The 16,032-nt window shown below is 70.9% G+C and carries 14 protein-coding genes; 11 read left to right on the forward strand and 3 right to left on the reverse strand.

All coding sequences use genetic code 11. The features are described from left to right. The first annotated feature begins 107 nt into the window (after positions 1-107). The 3 genes from ACIOHP_RS40770 to ACIOHP_RS40780 are packed head-to-tail and all read left to right on the forward strand — an operon-like array spanning position 108 to position 5,951. The gene (locus ACIOHP_RS40770) at positions 108-914 is read left to right on the forward strand and encodes an HlyD family efflux transporter periplasmic adaptor subunit (protein WP_361550022.1); all 807 of its coding nucleotides are present in this window, start codon (positions 108-110) and stop codon (positions 912-914) included. After that, the gene (locus ACIOHP_RS40775) at positions 911-3,133 is read left to right on the forward strand and encodes an NHLP family bacteriocin export ABC transporter peptidase/permease/ATPase subunit (protein ID WP_401895399.1); all 2,223 of its coding nucleotides are present in this window, start codon (positions 911-913) and stop codon (positions 3,131-3,133) included. The genes ACIOHP_RS40770 and ACIOHP_RS40775 overlap by 4 nt, the downstream gene beginning before the upstream one ends. 1 nt (position 3,134) lies before the next feature. Continuing rightward, positions 3,135-5,951, forward strand: coding sequence for an NHLP bacteriocin export ABC transporter permease/ATPase subunit (locus ACIOHP_RS40780; protein WP_401895400.1), 2,817 nt, complete (start codon positions 3,135-3,137; stop codon positions 5,949-5,951). A gap of 4 nt (positions 5,952-5,955) precedes the next feature. On the opposite strand, the gene ACIOHP_RS40785 is transcribed toward ACIOHP_RS40780, so the two are convergent. Beyond that, on the reverse strand, positions 5,956-6,468 hold the full coding sequence (locus tag ACIOHP_RS40785) for an SRPBCC family protein (protein ID WP_401895402.1): 513 nt from the start codon (positions 6,466-6,468) through the stop codon (positions 5,956-5,958). A gap of 6 nt (positions 6,469-6,474) precedes the next feature. After that, on the reverse strand, positions 6,475-6,819 hold the full coding sequence (locus ACIOHP_RS40790; RefSeq protein ID WP_361550014.1) for a metalloregulator ArsR/SmtB family transcription factor: 345 nt from the start codon (positions 6,817-6,819) through the stop codon (positions 6,475-6,477). A gap of 205 nt (positions 6,820-7,024) precedes the next feature. On the opposite strand from ACIOHP_RS40790, the gene ACIOHP_RS40795 reads away from it, so the two are divergent. The 6 genes from ACIOHP_RS40795 (at position 7,025) to ACIOHP_RS40820 (ending at position 12,742) form a co-directional block, all read left to right on the forward strand. Next, positions 7,025-8,530 carry an MFS transporter gene (locus ACIOHP_RS40795; RefSeq protein WP_401895404.1) on the forward strand — a complete coding sequence of 502 codons (1,506 nt, stop codon included), beginning with the start codon at positions 7,025-7,027 and terminating at the stop codon, positions 8,528-8,530. 70 nt (positions 8,531-8,600) lie between these two features. Beyond that, the gene (locus ACIOHP_RS40800; protein ID WP_401895407.1) at positions 8,601-9,095 is read left to right on the forward strand and encodes a methyltransferase family protein; all 495 of its coding nucleotides are present in this window, start codon (positions 8,601-8,603) and stop codon (positions 9,093-9,095) included. Positions 9,096-9,122: 27 nt separating this feature from the next. Continuing rightward, the gene (locus tag ACIOHP_RS40805) at positions 9,123-10,130 is read left to right on the forward strand and encodes a Ppx/GppA family phosphatase (RefSeq protein WP_401895409.1); all 1,008 of its coding nucleotides are present in this window, start codon (positions 9,123-9,125) and stop codon (positions 10,128-10,130) included. A gap of 210 nt (positions 10,131-10,340) precedes the next feature. Then, entirely contained in the window at positions 10,341-11,354 is a 1,014-nt protein-coding gene (locus ACIOHP_RS40810) for an iron-containing redox enzyme family protein (protein ID WP_401895411.1), read from the forward strand. 112 nt (positions 11,355-11,466) lie between these two features. Continuing rightward, a complete protein-coding gene (locus ACIOHP_RS40815; RefSeq protein ID WP_401895413.1) occupies positions 11,467-11,664 on the forward strand; it encodes a CDGSH iron-sulfur domain-containing protein in 198 nt (65 codons plus the stop codon). Between the two features lie 709 nt (positions 11,665-12,373). Then, entirely contained in the window at positions 12,374-12,742 is a 369-nt protein-coding gene (locus ACIOHP_RS40820; protein ID WP_361490743.1) for an STAS domain-containing protein, read from the forward strand. 131 nt (positions 12,743-12,873) lie between these two features. Here ACIOHP_RS40820 and ACIOHP_RS40825 read toward each other — a convergent pair whose 3' ends face one another. Continuing rightward, positions 12,874-13,296 (reverse strand): protease inhibitor, encoded by a 423-nt coding sequence (locus tag ACIOHP_RS40825; RefSeq protein ID WP_361550000.1) that lies wholly within the window; start codon positions 13,294-13,296, stop codon positions 12,874-12,876. A gap of 324 nt (positions 13,297-13,620) precedes the next feature. On the opposite strand from ACIOHP_RS40825, the gene ACIOHP_RS40830 reads away from it, so the two are divergent. Both ACIOHP_RS40830 and ACIOHP_RS40835 read left to right on the forward strand, forming a co-directional pair. Further along, positions 13,621-14,172, forward strand: coding sequence for a hypothetical protein (locus ACIOHP_RS40830; protein ID WP_401895416.1), 552 nt, complete (start codon positions 13,621-13,623; stop codon positions 14,170-14,172). A 204-nt stretch (positions 14,173-14,376) separates the two neighbouring features. Beyond that, a complete protein-coding gene (locus ACIOHP_RS40835) occupies positions 14,377-15,960 on the forward strand; it encodes a purine-cytosine permease family protein (RefSeq protein ID WP_401895417.1) in 1,584 nt (527 codons plus the stop codon). The last annotated feature ends 72 nt before the right edge of the window (positions 15,961-16,032 follow it).

A 16,032-nucleotide genomic window follows, 5' to 3' on the forward strand; every position in this document is an offset into this window, starting at 1 on the left:
TGTCCTGAGTCCCGGAGCCGTTTCCCGGCTCCGGGACTCACGGATGCCCTGAAGCAACCGGCTCCCAAGGGCCGGTCCACTGTCATTTTCAGGTGGGGGAAAGTCCCGTGCAGTTCCGCCAACAGGCCCTCGCCAAGCTCCAGTCACCGGAGGAGCTCGACCTTCCGGTGCGTTTCGCCCGCCCCCAGGGCTGGCTCGCGCTCTCCGTGACCGTGGTCGTCATGGCCGCCGCGTCCGTGTGGGCGGTGACCGGCTCGGTCGCCTCCACCGTGAGCGCGTCCGCGATCCTCACCCACGGGCAGGGCAGTTACATCCTGCAGAGCCCTGTCGCGGGCCAGGTCACCGCGGTCCTCGCCGAGGAGGGCGAGCAACTGCCGGCCAACTCCCCCGTACTGAAGGTCCGTACGTCCCAGGGCGACTCCGTGGTCCGCTCGGTCGCCGCGGGGCGGGTCACCGCACTGGCCGCGACCATCGGGCAGATCATCCAGACCGGGGCGAACGTCGCCGCCGTGGAGAAGGTCGCGCACACCAAGGACCCCCTGTACGCCACCGTGTACGTGCCCGCCGAGAACGCGGCCTCCATCCCCGCGCACGCCGCCGTGGATCTCACCGTCTCCTCGGTGCCCACCCAGGAGTACGGGGTGCTGCGCGGCCACGTGAAGTCGGTGGACCGCTCCGCGCAGTCGGCCCAGCAGATCTCCGCCTTCCTCGGGGACAGCCAGCTCGGCGAGCAGTTCACCAAGGACGGCAGGCCGGTGGCCGTCCTGGTGAAGCTGGACAAGGCCGCCGGCACGAAGAGCGGCTACAAGTGGTCCTCCAAGGACGGGCCGCCCTTCACCCTGACCTCCATGACCGTGGCCACGGGTTCGATCCGGCTGGCCGACCAGCGCCCCGTCGATTGGCTGCTGCCGTGAGCACCGCACAGGACACCCGCAGCAGACGCCGCGCCACCCCGCCCAAACGGCCCGTCCCCAAGGGCAGGGCGAAGACCGTCCGTACACCCACCGTCCTCCAGATGGAGGCCGTGGAGTGCGGTGCCGCCTCGCTGGCGATGGTGCTCGGCCACTTCGGCAAGCACGTCCCGCTGGAGGAGCTGCGCATCGCCTGCGGTGTCTCGCGCGACGGCTCCCGCGCCAGCAACCTCCTCAAGGCGGCCCGCAGTTACGGTCTGACCGCCAAGGGCATGCAGATGGACACGGCCGCCCTCGCCGAGGTGAGGACGCCGGCCGTGCTGTTCTGGGAGTTCAACCACTACGTCGTCTACGACGGCATGGGCCGCCGCTTCGGCCGCCGCGGGGTGTTCATCAACGACCCCGGCAAGGGCCGCCGGTTCGTGCCCATGGAGGACTTCGACTCCAGCTTCACCGGTGTCGTCCTGGTGATGGAGCCGGGCGACGACTTCACCAGGGGTGGGCGCAAACCGGGGGTGCTCGGCGCGATGCCGGCCCGGCTGCGCGGCACCGCGGGCACGATGCCCGCCGCGGTGCTCTCCAGCCTGCTCCTGGTGCTGGTCGGCGCGGCGGTGCCCGCGCTGAGCCGCACCTATATCGACATGTTCCTGATCGGGGGGCAGACCTCCCTGCTCGGCGTGCTGTTCGCGTCGATGGGGACGTGCGTCCTGCTCACCCTCGTCCTCACCTGGCTGCAACAGGCGAACCTGCTGCGCGGCCGCATCATCTCCTCCACGCTCTCCAGCGCCCGCTTCCTGCGCCATCTGCTGCGGCTGCCGGTGACGTTCTTCTCCCAGCGCAGCCCGGCCGACCTGGTGCAGCGCCTCCAGTCCAACGACGCCGTGTCCGAGACGCTGGCCCGCGACCTCGCGGCGGCGGGCGTGGACGCGGTGGTGGTCGTGCTCTACGCCCTGCTGCTCTACACCTACGATCCGCAGCTCACGTTCGTCGGCATCGCCGTCGCCCTGCTGAACATCGTCGCCATGCGGGTCGTCATCCGGCTGCGGGCCACCCGTACGGCGAAACTCCGCGCGGACAGCGCCCGGCTCACCAACACCGCCTACACCGGCCTCCAGTTGATCGAGACGATGAAGGCGACCGGCGGCGAGGACGGCTACTTCCGCAAGTGGGCCGGGCAGCACGCCACCACGCTGGAGGAGCAGCAGCGGCTCGGCGTGCCGAGCGCCTGGCTGGGTGTGGTCGCCCCGACGCTTGCCTCGCTCAACAGCGCGCTGATCCTGTGGATCGGCGGCATGCGCGCGGTCGAGGGCGGTATCTCGGTCGGTCTGCTGGTGGCGTTCCAGGCGCTGGTCACCCGCTTCACCGCCCCGATCACCCGGCTCAACGGAGTGGCCGGGCGCATCCAGGACTTCGCGGCGGACGTGGCCCGTCTGAAGGACGTGGAGAACTTCCAGGCGGACCCGCTCTACGGCCGTCCCGGCGCCGGCGACTCCACGCGCCGCCTGCACGGCCATGTCGAGCTGCAGAACATCACCTTCGGCTACAACCCGCTCGACAAGCCCCTGCTGACCGGCTTCGACCTGACCGTCGGCCCGGGCCAGCAGGTCGCCCTCGTCGGCGGTTCGGGCAGCGGTAAGTCCACGGTCTCCCGGCTGATCTCGGGCCTGTACACGGCCTGGGAGGGTGTCATCCGCATCGACGGGCAGCGCCTGGAGGACATCCCGCGCGGGGCGCTCGCCTCCTCCGTCTCCTTCGTCGACCAGGACGTCTTCCTCTTCGAGGGCTCGATCCGCGACAACGTGGCGCTGTGGGACCCGTCGATCCCGGACGAGGCGGTGGTGGAGGCGCTGCGGGACGCGGCGCTGTACGACGTGGTGATGCGGCGCCCCGGCGGCATCCGGAGCCGGGTCGAGCAGGATGGCCGCAACTTCTCCGGCGGCCAGCGCCAACGCCTGGAGATCGCCCGGGCCCTGGTCCGCCGCCCCAGCATCCTGGTGCTGGACGAGGTGACGAGCGCGCTGGACGCGGAGACCGAGCAGATCGTGATGGACAACCTCCGCAGGCGCGGCTGTGCGTGTGTGGTGATCGCACACCGGCTCAGCACCGTTCGCGACAGCGACGAGATCGTCGTGCTCCAGCACGGCACGATCGTGGAACGCGGGCGGCACGAGGAGCTGGTGGCGCACGGCGGCGCCTACGCGGCGCTGGTCAGGGAGCGATGAGATGACGACCGCATACGAAGGGGACGTCGTCCTCACCGCGCTCGGCGCCATGGGCACCCCCATCGACTGCTCGGGGTTCAACCGCCTCGACCTCGAAGGTCCGCAGGTGCTGTGGCTGGTCGCGTCCGGAGCCGTGGACCTGTTCGCGGTGGACGTCGAACAGCAGGGCCACTGGCACCACTTGGGCCGCCTGGAGGCGGGCTCCCTGATCCTCGGCCCCGGCCCCGGCCCCCAGCACACCCTGGTCGCCCGCCCGCTCAGGGACTGCGTGGTCCACCGCATCGGACTGCGGGAGCTGCACCAGCCCGCGAACACCCAGACCTGGTCCTACGACGAGTACGGCAACCCTCAGTACGTGCCGCCGACGACGAGCCCGCTGGAGTACGCCCTCGCCCTCGGCGTCGGCCGCAGCCTCTCGATCCTCTTCCAGGCACCGATGGCGAACGAGCGGGCCGCCGAAGTCACCGACGACGACGTGTTCTGGATGCAGGTGCCGCCGGGCAGCGTGCAGTACGGATCGCTGTACGGCGCCGAGGCGGCCGCCGACCTCCTGATGGACCCCGCCGTCTGGCAGAGCATGGTCGACCAGCAGTACCGGCTGCTGACCACGCTGGACCGCTGGATCGAGCAGCTGGAACGTACCCACGAGAACCGGACGGCCGAGGGCATCAAGGCCGGTGAGGCGGTCCGCGCCCAGGCCGACCGGACGCTGCTCGCGTCGATCGGCAAGCCTTCGGGCAAGCGCACGACGCCCGCCGACGCGGACGCCTCCTACGCCGCGTGCAGGCTGGTCGCCCAGGCCGCCGGGATCACGCTCGCCGACCCGGCGCAGAGCGGTACCGGCAGCGATCGCCTCGACCCGGTCGAGCAGATAGCGCTCGCCTCCCGCATACGGGCCCGGGCCGTGCGTCTGGACGGCAGCTGGTGGCGCGACAACGTCGGCCCGCTGGTGGGCCATCGCGCGCTGTCCGGTGCTCCGGTCGCCCTGCTGTGGCGGCGCGGCGGCTATGTGGCGGTGCATCCGGCGACGGGTCGTGAGACGCCGATCGAGAAGGCCAACGCGGAGGAGTTCGAGCCGCGTGCCGTCATGTTCTACCGGCCACTGCCCGAGCGGCGGCTCAGTCCGCTCGCACTGCTGCGGTTCAGCATGCAGGGCATGGGCGGGGACCTGACGAACCTCCTGCTCAGCGGTCTCGTCACGGTCGCGATCGGGGCGATCGTGCCGATCGCCACCGGCAAGATCCTCGGCGAGTTCGTACCGAAGGCGCAGACGAACCTGATCGCGCAGGTCTGTCTCGCGGTGATGATCAGCAGCTTCGTCGCGGCGGCGTTCATGCTGCTGCAGAACCTCACCATCCTGCGTCTGGAGGGCCGTATCGAGGCGACCCTCCAGCCGGCGGTCTGGGACCGGCTGCTGCGGCTGCCGACGAAGTTCTTCACCGAGCGGTCCACCGGTGAGCTGGCGAGCGCGGCGATGGGGATCAGCTCGATCCGCCGGCTGCTGGCGGGGGTGGGGCCGGTCGTCGCCCAGTCGGTGACCGTGGGTGCGATGAACCTGGGGCTGCTGTTCTGGTACAGCGCCTCGATGGCGATGGCGGCGATCGGCATGCTCGTGGTGATCGCCGGGGTGTTCCTGGGGCTCGGGCTGTGGCAGGTGCGCTGGCAGCGGCGTCTGGTGGTGCTCGGCAACAAGCTGAACAACCAGGCCTTCCAGACCCTGCGCGGTCTGCCCAAGCTGCGGGTCGCGGCCGCCGAGAACTACGCGTACGCGGCGTGGGCCTCGCAGTTCGCGCGCAGCCGGGAGCTCCAGCAGAAGGTGGGGCGGATCAAGAACCTCACCACGGTGATGGGCGCCGTCTATCTGCCCGTCTGCACCCTGCTGATGTTCATGCTGCTCGCCGGGCCGGCGCGCGGCTCGATGTCGGCGGCGGCGTTCCTCACCTTCAACACCTCGGTGACGATGGTGCTGACCTCCGTCACCCAGCTGACCGGCTCCTTCGTCTCAGCGGTGGGCGCGCTGCCGCTGTTCGAGGAGATCAAGCCGGTCCTCGACGCCGCGCCCGAGGTGCGCACGGCCACCACCCGGCCGGGCCCGCTGTCCGGCGGGATCGAGGCGCGCAGGCTGTCCTTCCGCTACTCCGACGACGGCCCGCTCGTGCTGGACGACGTGTCGTTCGAGGTGCGCCCGGGCGAGTTCGTGGCGGTCGTAGGACCCAGCGGCTGCGGCAAGTCGACGCTGCTCAGGCTGCTGATCGGCTTCGATCCGCCGGTCTCGGGCAGTGTGCTGTACGACGGTCAGGACCTGGCGGCGCTCGACCAGTCGGCCGTGCGCCGGCAGTGCGGGGTGGTGCTTCAGCACGCCCAGCCGTTCAACGGCTCGATCATGGACGTCATCTGCGGGACCGAGCCGTTCACGCCGGAGGAGGTCATGGTGGCGGCCGAGATGGCGGGGCTCGCGGAGGACATCAAGCGGATGCCGATGGGGCTCCACACGATCGTCTCCGGCAGCGGTGCGGTCTCCGGCGGCCAGCGCCAGCGGCTCATGATCGCGCAGGCGTTGATCCGCCGGCCGCGCATCCTGTTCTTCGACGAGGCGACCAGTGCCCTCGACAACGAGACACAGCGCAGGGTGATCGAGTCCACCAAGGCCCTCAACGCCACCCGGATCGTCATCGCACACCGCCTCTCGACGGTGCTGGACGCCGACCGTGTGATCGTGATGGAGGACGGCAAGGTCGCCCAGCAGGGACCGCCCGCGCAGTTGCTCGCGGACACGGGCGGGCGACTGCACGAGCTGGTGCGCCGACAGCTGGCGTGAGGGGTCAGTCCAGGCCCGGGACGGGGGCGCCGGAGGGGACACCGACGGCCACGTAGCCGTCGTAGAACTCCTTCCAGGGGGCCTGACCCCTGGTGGGCGACCCGTCGGCGTATGTCTCCAGGGCGGCCAGGCAGACCTCCCAGCCGGCGCCGTTGCGGGCCGCGGTGTTCGCCTCGCCCAGCACGTTGGTGAGCGTGAAGCGGGTGCGCTTGTCGTCCAACGCCTCCAGGTCGAAGTGCAGTTCGTCACCGTCCCACTCGAAGGACAGGTGCCGGGGCGCGTCGACGGAAAGGACCCGACCCTTGGAGTCCGCCATGTTCGGGTCGCCGCTGAAGGTGATCTCCCCGCCGGGGCGCGGGTCGATCTCGGCGCGGGACGGGAACCAGTGGGCGAGTTCGTCGGCGTCGGTCACGAACTGCCAGACGCGCTCGACAGGGTGGTCGTAGATACGGCTGAAGCGGACGGCCGGGCGGCCGTCGTCCAGGGTCAGATAGGTGCCGGTGAGGTCTGCGGACATGGCGGATCAGTCCTTCGGAGAGGGTTCCTCGGGGTCGTCCGGCGCGGTCTCGTCGAGGCGGCGGCCCAGTGCGTCCAGGCTGGTGTTCCACAGCCTGCGGTAGGGGGCCAGCCAGGCGTCGAGTGCGGCGATCGGGGCCGGGTCGAGGGCGTAGACACGGCGCTGCGCGTCCTGCCGGACCCGGACCAGACCCGCTTGCCTGAGCACCTTCAGATGCTTCGAGGTGCTCGGCTGGCTCAGACCGCATTCCTCCACGATCTCCCCGACGGACCGCGGCCGCTCCAGGAGCAGCGCGACGATGGTCCGCCGGTGGGGGTCGGCGAGGGCGGTCCAGAGCGCGGCGTCGGACATGACTCCAATATGTCTCTTCGGTTATATGCCAGTCAAGGCATATCGGACTGTCCCGGCGGACCCTAATGTGCCGCCGATCACAATCGACCGCCTCCCTCATCGAAACTTTGCCGTTTCGCTAAAAGTGCTCTAGCCTCAAGGTGTACGAAACAGTTTCGTTTACGAATTGGTAAAATCCGAACGACTTCCCTGGAGTGGTTCCGCCATGTCCCAGAAGACCCTGACCGAGAACGCCGCGACAGGCGCTCCCGAAGCGTCGCCCGAGGCCTCCGCCTCCAAGCGGTGGTGGATCCTCGCGGTCATCGCCCTCGCCCAGCTGATGGTGGTCCTCGACGCGACCATCGTGAACATCGCCCTTCCCTCGGCCCAGGCCGACCTCGGGTTCTCCGACGGCAACCGGCAGTGGATCGTCACCGCGTACGCGCTGGCCTTCGCCTCCCTCCTGCTGCTCGGCGGCCGGATCGCCGACCTCTTCGGCCGCAAGCCGGCCTTCCTGATCGGTGTCGTCGGTTTCGCCGGGGTCTCCGCGCTCGGCGGTGCCGCCACCAACTTCGAGATGCTGGTCACCGCCCGTGCCCTCCAGGGCGCCTTCGGCGCACTGCTCGCGCCCGCCGCGCTCTCGCTCCTGAACACGACGTTCACCGACGCCAAGGAGCGCGCCAAGGCGTTCAGCGTCTACGGCGCCATCGCCGGCGCGGGCGGCGCGGTGGGTCTGCTGCTCGGCGGCATCCTGACCGACGCCCTCGACTGGCGCTGGACCCTCTACGTCAACGTCGTCATCGCCGTGGTCGCCTTCGTCGGCGGCTGGTTCCTGCTCAACAACCACCGCGACGCCGCCAACTCCAAGCTGGACGTGCCCGGCACGATCCTCGTCGCCGCCGGTCTGTTCGCCGTGGTCTACGGCTTCTCCAACGCCGAGACGCACGACTGGAGCTCGCCCGAGACCTGGGGCTTCCTGATCGCCGGCGGTGTGCTGCTGGCCGCCTTCACCTGGTGGCAGACCAAGGCCGCGCACCCGCTGCTGCCGCTGCGCATCCTGACCGACCGCAACCGGGCGGCCTCGTTCTTCGCGGTGCTGATCTCCGGCGCGGGCATGTTCGGCGTCTTCCTCTTCCTCACCTACTACCTCCAGCTCAACCTCGGCTTCAGCCCGACCAAGACCGGTGTCGCCTTCCTGCCGATGGTCGCCGCGCTGATGGTGATGGCCCAGCTCGGCACGACCGTGCTGGTGCCGCGGATCGGCCCGAAGACCGTCGTCCCGCTGGGCTTCGCGATCTCCGTGGTCGGCATGGCCTGGCTGACCGGGATCGGCAACGACTCCGCCTACCTCACCGCCGTGCTGCCCCAGCTGATCATCATCGGCGCCGGTCTCGGCCTGGTCATGCCGGCGGCGATGCAGCTGGCCACCGGCGGGGTGGCGGCCGAGGACGCGGGCGTCGCCTCCGCCACGGTCAACGCCATGCAGCAGGTGGGCGGTTCGATCGGTACGGCGCTGCTGAACACGTTGGCCGCGAGCGCCGCGACCGACTACCTGGCCGGTAAGGACGCGAGCAGCAAGCTGGTCCAGGCACAGGCCACGATCGAGAGCTACACCACCGCCTTCTGGTGGTCGGCGGGCTTCTTCGCCGCCGGTGCGCTGATCGCCTTCCTGCTCTACCGGCGCGGAGTTCCGGAGCAGGACGCGGACGCCGCACCCGTCGTCCACATGTGACCGACACCTGAACCGAGGGGCCGCCGTCTGCAGGGAGACGGCGGCCCCTCCTCGCTGTCATGGTGGCGGCATGCGCACACCGGCGTCGGCCATCGGCAGCACGGTCTTCTTCGCGCTCGCGCCCGGCACGGTGGCCGGGCTGCTGCCGTGGTGGCTGACCGACTGGCGGTCCGGCGACTGGTGGCCGCCCGTCCGCCTGCTCGGTCTGCTCCCGCTCCTCGCGGGCGTGGCCGTTCTGTCGGCCGCCTTCGTGCGGTTCGTGCGCGAGGGCCTGGGCACTCCGGCGCCGGTCGCGCCGACCGAGCACCTGGTGGTGGGCGGGCTGTACCGGCATGTACGCAATCCGATGTACGTCGCCGTGGTCGCGGTGATCGGCGGCCAGGGTCTGCTGCTCGCCCGGCCGGTGCTGTTCGGCTACGGCGCCGGTGCCTGGGCGCTGATGTGGGCGTTCGCGCGATGGTACGAGGAGCCCGCGCTCGCCGACCGGTTCGGCGCACAGTACTCGCGTTACCGCGGTGCCGTGCCTGGCTGGTTGCCCCGGCTCACGCCCTGGCACGGTGAGTGACGCCCTCGAACGGGTACTCACGAACCCATGCGACTCAGCGTGATGGATGTGGGCTCGAACACGGTCCGACTGGTTGTGGCCGATGCGGAGGGCGGGGTGCCACTGCCGGTACACACCGCGAAGTGGCGCCTGAGACTTTCCGAACAGGTCAGCCCCGGCGGCCCGTTGCCCGAAGAGGCCGTCGAACGGCTCGTGATGGCGGTGGCCGAGGCGAGCAGGACCGCGGCGAAGTGGGGCGCGGCGCCGCCGCAGGCCTTCGCGACCGCCGTGGTGCGCAACGCCTCCAACCGCAGTGAGGTACTGCGCGAGGTGCGCTCGCGCACCGGTGTCGGGCTCTACACCCTGCCGGGCGAAGTGGAGGCCGAGCTCACGTTCCTCGGAGCGCGGCGCTGGATGGGCTGGCGCTCGGGTCCGCTGGCGCTGCTCGACATCGGCGGCGGCTCGCTCGAAGTGGCCTTCGGGCGAGGCCGGTTGCCGGACTTCGTGGCCTCGCTGCCGCTGGGCGCGGGACGGCTGACCCATGAGTTCTTCGCGGGCGATGACCAGCCGACGCCGGACCTGGTGCGGGCGCTGCGCCGCCGGGTCCGCCACCAACTGCGTGACGTCGCGGCCCGGATCCGCTGGGAAGGGCCGCACACCGCGGTGGTCACCTCCCGCACCTTCCAGCAGCTGGGGCGACTGTGCGGGGCCCCGCCCGGACGCCACGGACCCTTCACGGAACGCCGGTTGCACCGCTCGGACCTGCGGGACGCGATCGTCCGCCTCGCCGCGCTCCCCGCCACCGAGCGCTCCCGGCTGCCCGGCATCTCCGCACCACGCGCCGCCCAGAGCCTCGCCGGTGCGGTGGTCGGACACACGGCGATGAAGCTGACCGGCATCAAGACGGTCACCGTGTGTCCATGGGCGATCCGTGAGGGCGTCCTGCTGCGCCGCATCGAGGACGGCCCCTCCTGGTGGACGGAGGTCAGTCGCCTCGAGGAGGAGGACGCCCCCCAGGGACCGATGCCCCTGCGCATCGCGGCCGCACGGAGCTGACCAAGGCGAGGACCGCCGGGAAAGGAGACACCATGTCCGGGTCCGACGACAGGAACCGCCCCGACGGCGAGGCGGACGATGCCGTCACGCCCAACACCCGCGCCCAGGAGAAGTCCACGGGCGACTGACGGCACCGCACGGGCGGCGGGCCCGACGGGGCCCGCTCCCCCACGGACGGATGACCTCGTGCCGCCCGGGTACCCGGGGCGCATGGCACAGGACCCCCAAGGACCACGACTGCCGCCCGCCCGGGGGCCGGTCTCCGCAGCCGTGTCGGAGTATCTGCTGGGCGCCGGCCCCCTGCCGGGCGACGCCGACGTGGCCCGCGCGGCCGTCTACGGCGACGACCTCCAGCTCGCCCTCTACCTCTGCTACGAACTGCACTACCGGGGCTTCGCCGGCGTCTCGCCGGACTCCGAGTGGGATCCGGCCCTGCTGCGCACCCGGGCGGCGCTGGAGCACCGCTTCCTGACGGCACTGCGGGCCGACACCCCGGCGCACGACAGCGTCGAGGACGCCCTGGGTGAACTCCTCGTCGAGCCCGTCGACGGCACGGGCACCAGCCACTATCTGCGCGACGAGGGCGAACTGTGGCAGCTGCGCGAGTACGCGGCCCAGCGCTCCCTGTACCACCTCAAGGAGGCCGACCCCCATGCCTGGGTGCTGCCACGGCTGTGGGGACGGGCCAAGGCGGCCATGGCGGCCGTGGAGTTCGACGAGTACGGCGGCGGCCGCCCCGACCGGGTGCACGCACAGCTGTTCGCGGACCTGATGACGGACCTGGGCCTGGAGACGACCTACGGGCACTACCTGGACGCCGCCTGCGCGGAAGTCCTGGCGACGGTGAACCTCATGTCCCTCTTCGGTCTGCACCGAGCCCTGCGGGGCGCCCTCGTGGGCCACTTCGCGGCGGTGGAGGTCTCCTCCTCGCCGGGTTCCCGACGACTGGCCGAGGCCATGCGCCGCACGGGCGCCGGGGCGGCCGCCGAACACTTCTACGACGAACATGTCGAGGCCGACGCGGTCCATGAGCAGGTCGTCCGCCACGAGGTCATCGGCGGACTGCTCGCCGAGGAGCCGCATCTCGCGTCCGACGTCGCCTTCGGCGTCGACGCCACCGGACACCTCGAGGACCGTTTCGCCGATCGCCTCCTGGCCGCCTGGCGCTCGGGGCGGTCGTCCCTGCGGACACCACTCGATTCCGAAAGCTCCCATATCTCCTGATTGCCGGGGTACCCGAGCCGCGTGACGCCGGTATCACCGGGTGTCGGTGGACCGGCTGTGTGAGTGGGGCCGCTGTCCGCGGCCGAGAAGAGCGAGGAACTGGAGGTGGCCCGTGCCGAAGTCACCCGCTGACCCGACCTGCCGCATCCGGCTCGAACGCCGTGGCCCGCTGCTGGTGGACGGCCCCGTCGAGGTGGAGCTGGAGGACGGGACCACGGTCTCCTCGGACCGTTTCCGCGTCGCCCTGTGCACCTGCCGCCGCAGCCGCCGCTATCCGTGGTGCGACACCAGCCACCGCGAGCGGTCCTAGGCTCCGCGCCCCGCGCGTCACCGGCCGGGCACCAGTGCCCTTCCCACACCACCCACACCGGCCCCTCGGAGCCGCGATGGATCCGCAGTCCGTCGACGACGCCGAGCAGGGGCAACCTCGTCGCTCCGTCGTCGTGGACCCGGTCCAGGGGGATCAGCACGTCGTCCGTGCCCGCCACCTTGATGCCCCCGCTGTCCGCCGTCAGGACGATCCGGCACACGTCCGCCGTCGTCCGGGCCAGCAGACAGCTGCTCACCCGCCGGCCGGCGTCGAGCAGGGAGGCCAGGAACCACGCCGGCGCCTCGACGACCCCGGTGACCGCGGCCGTCGCCGCGCCTGCCGCCACCTCGCCGCCACGACGGGCGAAGTGTGCCGTGAACTCCATCTCCAGCGCGGGTTCCAGCAGTCCGAACTGGGTGAGCAGCGGAGGCTCGCCGGAGGAAGTGTGTGCGGGCGAACCCACGTCCCACCCCCTGTTGCGCGACAGCGGTGCAGCCGGGGGCCGGGGCGGCACGGTGACTCTACGGCGCCGACAACCGCTTGAACAGGGCACCGACTTGCAGAAAAACCGACTCAAAGTCAATGGCTGCTCGCGAAATTCACCACGTCGAGTGAACCAGATCCGGTGCCGGGTTCCTCAGGGATGCCCCGCGCCCCACCGGGGTAGCTACCGAGATCGAATACGCGCCCCTGCCGAGGTGGAGCCGACATGACACCGGAGTCCGGCGGATCCGGGCCCCCGGCCGCGAACCCGTACGCCCGCACCTACCGGCGCGACCCCTTCACAGTGGTCGAGGCCGCCGGCGAGATCGACATGGCGACCGCGGGTTCCCTGGCCGAGCACCTGCACGCGGCGACCGAGGGCACGCGACCGGACGTCCTGGTCGACCTGCGCACGGTCGACTTCTTCGACTGTTCCGGCCTGCGGGTCCTGTGCCGGGCGGACTCCCGGGCGCGGGAGCACGGCGGGCGGCTGCGGATCGTCTCCCGGAGTGAGCGCATCCGGAGACTCCTGCGCGCCTCGGGGTTACTGGGCCGCTTCCCGCCGCTGCCGGAGCTGCCGGAGCGGCGGGGCTGATCCGAAGGCCGGCCGGGCGGCCCCACTCCGCCCGACCGGCCCCCGTACGAGATCGCGAGGGATCCCCGCGTCAGGACTCGCGCTCCCCAGCCACGAGCCGCTGTCGGTGCGGGTCCCTGCGACCCCGGTCTCTAGAACGCGAAGAGGCTGGTCCCGTGGGTGCTCTTCACGCACTCGTTGGCGAAGGTCCGCTCGTAGGAGACGCGCTTGCCCTGCCAGACACCGTCGACGGTGACGACCACCGGGTCGTACTGCTTGGTGCACAGCACGTCGCCCCGGCCCGTCAGCGCGTCGAAGTCGCCGCCGGCGCCACGCAGTTCGGCACAGGCGAGGGCTGCCGCGGGATGGCTTCCGGAGGGCGTGGGGGCGCAGGTCAGGGTGACCGCGCGGGCCGGGGTGGCGAGGGCGGCGCTCTCACCGTGGCCGACGGTGAGCACCAGGGCCGAGGGGGCGTAGAGCGAGGCGGGGGCGGCGAGGGCGGTCCCGGTGAGGGGGCCGCAGACGGCGGTGGCCGTCAGAGCGAGGGTCGCTGCCCAGCGCGCGGTGTTCCGCATTGTGTGCATCCTTCCGCTGATACGGGGGTGGTACCGGGCCCGGCGCGATCGGTGCCGGACCGGCGAGCGGGAGTCTGCCGAGTCCGGGGCCGAATCTCACATCGACCCCACGGGTTTCAGTAACCTTGCGTGTTGAATCAGTGGCGTGAAGTCACGTAATTCGAACGTGTCAGCGCCGGAACCATGGGGTTCTTGATCGTCTCAACCGACCGAATGGCCGGTTCACCCCGCCTCCGCAATAGGCCTGAAACATTCCGGTTGAGCTCTCGGCGGACCCTCCGCACACCCCTTGCGTTCACGTTCCAGTCGAGTAATCGTCATTACATGATTACGACAGAGCAGCGAGAGAAGCTGCGCGGCTGGTTCGCCGGCCGCCTGCCCGACGACCTCTTCGAGGAGCTGGCCGAGCTGACGGTCGACCGCGAGGAGATCACCGTGATCGGCCGCATCCCCGCGCCCCGGCTCGCCGAGGGCGCCTCGGCCACCGAACGGGAGGCCGCCGTACAGAGCCGCGTACAGGAGTTCCGGGAGCGCACCCGCCAGGCCCGGATCGAGGTGGCCGTCGAGGCCGAGCACCGGTTCCGCAGGAAGGTCTCCTGGGGTGTGGAGTGCGACGGGGAGCGCGCCCTGTTCACCCATGTGTCCGCACCCGTCATGACCCGGCTGCGCCAGCCCGAGCGGCAGGTCCTCGACACCCTCATCGCCGGCGGGGTGGCCCGCAGCCGCAGCGACGCGCTCGCCTGGTGCGTGCGCCTGGTCCAGAAGCACACCGACGACTGGCTCGCCGAGCTGCGGGACTCCCTCGAACACGTCCAGCGAGTACGGGCCCAGGGCCCCGACGCCGAAACGGAGGACACGCCCTCGGACACGGAGTGATGGAGGTTTCGTACAGTCACATGACGAAAGATGGATGAACCGTCCTCTGGTGTGGCTCGTGAACCCGGCCTTACCGTCGGCAGACCCCCGAGAGGACGGCACCCCCTCGCCCCGCCCACCCCCGCCGAGGCGAGCGCCCGCCCCTCACCCAGACCCGCTCGCGTCACGACGCGCTCCACCGCCGGTCCCCTCGCTGGAGCCCTCTTGTCCCCGCAGCCCGACATCTCCCCCGCGCCGTCCCTGACCGAGGTCGAGACCCACGGCGTCGACCGCATTCCCGACGCCGAGCGCACCGCAACCCCGCTGGACCTGTTCCGGCTCGCCTTCGGCGGCGCCAACACGTTCTCCACCTGTGTGCTGGGTGCCTTCCCGATCCTGTTCGGACTCTCCTTCTGGCAGGGCCTGGCGGCCACACTGCTCGGAGTCGTGGCGGGTGCGCTGATCCTGTGCCCCATGGCGGTGTTCGGTCCGGCCAACGGCACCAACAACGCCGTGTCCTCGTCCGCGCACCTCGGTGTGCACGGCCGGGTGATCGGCTCGTTCCTGTCGCTGCTGACCGCGATCGCGTTCTTCTCCATCTCGGTGTGGAGCTCCGGGGACGCCCTGGTCGGCGGCGCCCACCGGCTCTTCGGCCTGCCGCGCGGCGACCTGTCGTACGTCGTGGCGTACGCGCTGTTCGCCTGTCTGGTCCTCGCGGTGTGCGTGTACGGCTTCCGGTTCATGCTGTTCGTCAACAAGATCGCGGTGGCCGCGGCGAGCCTGCTGTTCCTGCTCGGCGCGATCGCGTTCGCCGGCGACTTCGACCCGTCGTACGCGGGCGTCTTCACGGACTCGGCGGACGCGGCCACCGACGCGCTGTTCTGGCCGTCCTTCATCGGCGCGGCGCTGATCGTGCTGTCCAACCCCGTGTCGTTCGGCGCGTTCCTCGGCGACTGGTCGCGCTACATCCCGGCGAGCACCCCGCGCCGCAGGGTGATCGGCGCGGCCTTCCTGTCGCAGATCGCCACGCTGCTGCCGTTCCTCTTCGGCCTGTCGACCGCCAGCATCATCGCGGCCAAGGCACCGGACTACGTCGACCCCGCGGCCCCCGACTTCGTGGGCGGCCTGCTGGCGATCTCACCGGGCTGGTTCTTCCTGCCGGTGTGTCTGATCGCGCTGATCGGCGGCATGTCGACGGGCACGACCGCGCTGTACGGGACCGGCCTGGACTTCTCCTCCGTGTTCCCCCGGCTGAGCCGCGTGCAGGCGACGCTCTTCATCGGTGCGCTGTCCATCGCCTTCATCTTCATCGGCCGGTTCGGGCTGGACCTCGTGCAGTCGATCTCGACCTTCGCCACGATGATCATCACCTGCACCACCCCGTGGATGGTCGTGATGATGCTGGGCTTCTGGACCCGCCGCGGCTGGTACGACCCCGACGCCCTCCAGGTCTTCAACCGCCGCCAGCGCGGCGGCCGCTACTGGTTCGCGCACGGCTGGAACTGGCGGGGCATGACCGCCTGGTGGGTGTCGGCGGTGATCGGTGTGCTGTTCACCAACATCCCCGGCCAGTTCGTCGGACCGCTGGGCGACCTCGCCAACGGCGTCGACATCGGTCTGCCGCTGTCCCTGATCGTGGCCGCGGCGCTGTTCCTGTCGCTGCTGCGGCTCTTCCCCGAGCCCCGGGCGGTGTACGGACCCGAGGGCGCCCGGCTGGCCCGTACCGTCGACGTGCCGGTGCCGCCGATCACGGGACCGGGCGCCAAGCCCGGCGAGCCGGAGCCCGTCGCGGTGGCGAACGGCGGCTGACCCCGGTGTTCTGACCGGCGTTTACTCGCCAGTATCGTCGGAGCGCAACGCGTTCTCAGCGACGAGAGGCGG

Origin of the sequence: Streptomyces sp. NPDC087859, assembly GCF_044742595.1 — a bacterium.
GTDB classification, from domain to species: Bacteria; Actinomycetota; Actinomycetes; order Streptomycetales; family Streptomycetaceae; genus Streptomyces; species Streptomyces canus_F.